Source organism: Martelella sp. (assembly GCF_984369615.1).
This window is the reverse complement of the sequence record NZ_CFHTCS010000357.1, coordinates 1-4,370: the sequence shown is the minus strand read 5'-3', so window position 1 is coordinate 4,370 and position 4,370 is coordinate 1. Positions and strand designations below refer to the sequence as shown.

Below are 4,370 nucleotides of genomic sequence, written 5' to 3'. Positions count from 1 at the left end.
GGCGGCAGCATGGTCGGCGAAGGTCATCTGCTGGATCCGGCGGTCTTCGGGCGTCGTGTAATTGGCGATCCGAGCCTCGTAATCGGCCCTGACGGCGGCATCGGAGACCGCGTCGGGATCGGCGATGTCGGAAGGGCGGAGCGCGACATAGGAGATCTTGCGGTATTCGGGCGCACGGTAGGCGGCCTGGCGCTGTTCGAACCAGGGCTGAAGAACCTCGTCGCCCGGCGACTTGATCGGCGCGACAAAGGCGTTGTTGAGAACGATATAGTCGACCACGCGGCTCTGGGACCGGTATTCGCGGATGGCATCCACGAGCGTTTTCGGCGGCACGAAACCGTCGGCCATGCCGTCGACGATCTGGGAACGCACGGCGACCTTGCTGCGCTCGGCCACATAGTCATCCTCGTTTAGGCCGACATTGCGCAGGAGCGCGCTGAAGCGCTGGCGGTCGAATCGCCCGTCGGCGTTCTGGAAGGCGGGATCCTGGGCGATGATCTCGGCCAGCCGGTCTTCGGAGAGGCCGAGATTCATATCGTCGGCAAGTTGGTCGAGGGCAGCCCCCGCAACGAGCTGGGCATAGACCTGCTGGTCGACGCCGATCATGCGGGCTTCCTCGCCGGTCAGCCGGCGGCCGAACTGGTTGCTCAGGCTGTTCATCTGGCGTTGGTAGGCAAGGCGGTATTCATTGGCCGAGACGGTCTTGTCGCCGACCTGAACCACCACATCCGAATTGCCAGAAAACAGCGCGCTTGAGGCGCCCCAGACGCCGAACGAAATGATCAGCAGGATCAGCAGGAGTTTCGCGACCCAGGTCTGGGCGCCTTTGCGCATTGTTTCAAGCATTCTCGAGCGGTCCCTGTTTTCCGGTCATAAGGGTTTGTGACGCTTCTTAGACGAAGATTGAGCGGAATTGAAGCCATAGCTGCATGCGCGGTTAAATCAGGGAGCCCAAGCGAATTAACCAAGTGCTAACCATAAACATTAAGCATGACGGCCAATTCTCCCCTCGCAAGAAGTTCTTAATTTACTGCAGTCCAGAATTGCAGGCATGCGAGACCGGCCGTCGGACAGGCCGGCGACAAGAGGTTCGAGCGTTTCTGTGCTGGAGGTGTCATGCGTAATGTGAGTTTGCGGCTGAAGGCGGCCCGTTCGGTCTTCCTGAGTTCGTCCGCCCTGTTCCTCCTCTGGGGCGCAGCCGGCCATGCCGCCGATTTCCAGTGGACCGGAGCCGAATCGACCGACTGGTACACAGCCAACAACTGGCTCGAGAACGGCGCGGCCACGACCAACACGCCCAAGACCGGTGACAACGTTACCATCAACACCACGGCCAATGCGCCGGTTCTGCCGACCGATCGCGGCACGGAATATATCAGCACTTTCGTCATCGGCGACACGGCGACCGGGCGGGTGACGTCGAATGCCACGATCAACGGCGAGCGGACGCGTCTCGGCGCATCGGCCGGCGGCAACGGCACGCTGACGCTCGGCGCGGGCGGCCAGGTGCAGATGGACAATTCGATCATCGTCGGCGATGCCGGTACGGGCCGGGTCAGCATGTCCGACGGCGCGACCGGCCAGACGGCCTCGATCATTCTCGGCAATGCGGATGGCAGTTCGGGCACCGTCACGCTTTCCGGCAGCGGCACGAGCCTCAGGACCTACGGCACGGGCGCCAACGGGCTTTCGGTGGCAAACAGTGGTAGCGGCAATCTCAGCGTCTCCGACGGCGCCTTCATCGAATCGGACCAGGCGATCGTCGGCCGCAATGCGGGCGGCGCGGGCAGTGTTACCCTGTCGGGCGCCGGTACGCAGTGGAACGGCTATGGCGCGACCACCATCGGCAGCAGCGGCAAGGGCACGGTTCTGGTCCAGAGCGGCGCGCATGCAATCAGCGGCTCGCTTTCGATCGGCGAGAACACGTCCTCCACCGGCAATGAAGCGACGGTGACCGGCAGCGGTTCGCTGTGGAATGTCTATAATGACATTTCACTTGGCGGCAATGTGAACACCGGCGGCACGGGCGGCGAAGGCACGCTTTCGGTCCTCAACGGCGCGACCATGACCGCGAGCAATGCCTATATCGGCAATGTTTCGAGTGGCGAGGGTAAGGTTTATGTCGACGGCGCCGGCTCGCAATTGCAGCTTTCCGCCTCGCTCAGGGTCGGGCGCAATGGCGATGGCCGCCTGGCGGTTTCGAATGGCGGCTCCGTCACGGCGGATTTCGCGCTGGTCGGCGCGAATGCGAACAGCACCGGCATACTTTACGTCACCGATGCCGGCAGCGAGATGACGCTCACCAATCGCATGACCGTCGGTGCGACGGGCGAGGGGCTGCTCGGGTTGGAAAACGGAGGAACGCTGAACTCGAACGGCGGCATTATCGGGCGCGATGCCGGCAGCATCGGAATTGTCGGCGTGACTGGCGGTGCCACATGGAACAACACCTCGAACCTTGAGGTCGGTTCCGAGGGATCTGGCCTTCTGGATATTTTTAATGGCGGTACCGTCACAAATCGCACGGTGGAAATCGGGACAAACGCTACCGGTTATGGTTTTGTGGCCGTAACTGGCACGGGCTCGTCCTGGGCGGTCGACGGCGGCATTACCGCGGGTGTCGAAGGCGACGGCGCGCTGGTCATTAGCCGTGGCGGTGTCGTGACCAGTACGGAAAGCACGGTCGCTTCCACTGCTGGATCAACCGGTCTTGCGGTGATCGACGGGGCCGGGTCGTCGTGGACGATCGACGGCGACCTCACGGTCGGCGAGAACGGAACCGGCGTCCTGCAGCTTTCCGACGGGGGCACGCTTACGGCCGACAAACTTGTGTTGGCCGCAAATGCCGGTTCGACCGGAAGCCTTGTCATCGGCTCCCTGCCGGATGTCGCGCCGCAAGGCCCAGGCACGCTCGACGTCAATGAAGTCTCCTTCGGCGACGGGCAGGGCTATCTGGTCTTCAACCACACGTCTTCCGACTATGAGTTCTCGCGCGTGATCAGCGGCACGGTCGATATCGGCGCCTTTGCCGGAACCACCATTCTGACGGCCGACAACACCAATGAAGGCAATACCTATATCGACACGGGCGCTGAAATCCAGGTCGGCAATGGCGGCACGACCGGCACGCTGCAGGGCAATGCGGCAATCGAAACCGGCGGCAAGCTGAGCTTTGCCCGTTCCGACGACATCGAATTTGCCGGTCTTCTGCGCGGTACCGGCACGGTCTCGCAGAAAGGGCCGGGCACGCTGCGGCTGACGGCCGACAATGACCAGTTCGCAGGCACGCTCGAGGCGGAAAGCGGCACCTTCCTGGTGGACGGTTCGCTTCGCGGCACGAAAGCGGACATCAAGGCTGGCGCTGCCTTTGGCGGTTCGGGCGAGATCGGTTCGACCACGGTGCGCACCGGCGGCACCTTCCTTTCCGGCGACGAGAAGGGGTCGATCACCGTCAATGGCGATCTCGACTTCGAACCGGACGCGACCTATGCGGCGGTCATCCAGACCAGCCAGGTTCCGGCCAAGGTCACCGGCACGGTTGCCTTCGATGAAACCGAGCTCGATGTCGACTTTGTCGACGGCGGCGAGTTGAAGCAGCAATACACGCTGCTGGAGGCCGGCGCGATCACCGGCACCTATGAGGCGCCGCTTGCCTCGCTGCCCTCGCAGTTCCGCGGAACGATCTCGCAGGATGCGAACAGGCTCAACATGTCTCTCGCCTATGTCGGCGGCAATTTCAATTTCTCCGCCCTCGGCAGGGGCGTCAACGATCAGCTGGTCAAGGCCTTCAACGACGGCGTGCCGCTGACGGGAACCTTGTCTGCCGGCATGCTGCAATCGGGCAGCGCCTACGAGGCGGCGATGACGACCCTTGGCGGCGAACTGGGCATCAACGCGACGATGACGGCCAATCTCGGCATGCAGGATTTCCTGCGCCGGTCGTCCAACCCAAGCCGGTTGTTCACCGGATGGCGGCCGATCGAGGAAAAGGAAGACGACGCTTTGCCGTCGGCGAATGAAACCTCGGCGCTCGCCTACTGGAACCTCGGCACGCCGTCGAGCCGCCAGCCGCAATGGGACTGGGCCTCGGCCGGTCGCGGCGCGACCTATGGCGGTTCCTCCGGAGGCTCCTATGGCGCGCCCTACGCTCCATATCGCTCCCTGACGCCGGCCAATTCGATCTGGCTGGAGTATAACGGCGAGACGGCGAGCGTCGACGGCGATTCAGGCGCCGGCAATTCGGGCGCCGACATTACGGGCAATATCGTCGAGGGCGGCTATCTGGCCCAGCTCGATGATACGACCGCCATCGGCTTCGTCTTCGGCGGCGGCCAGACGCGCTACGACCAGACCGAACAGAACGGCTCGGC

At 63.3% G+C, this 4,370-nt stretch carries 2 protein-coding genes; one reads left to right on the top strand and one right to left on the bottom strand.

Going from position 1 to position 4,370, the window contains the following annotated elements:
• Positions 1-846: SurA N-terminal domain-containing protein (locus AC5DC2_RS20095; RefSeq protein ID WP_491699758.1), on the bottom strand; the 846-nt coding region annotated here is incomplete at its 3' end.
• 270 nt (positions 847-1,116) lie between these two features.
• Between AC5DC2_RS20095 and AC5DC2_RS20090 the strand changes: the two genes are divergently transcribed.
• Positions 1,117-4,370: beta strand repeat-containing protein (locus AC5DC2_RS20090; RefSeq protein ID WP_491699757.1), on the top strand; the 3,254-nt coding region annotated here is incomplete at its 3' end.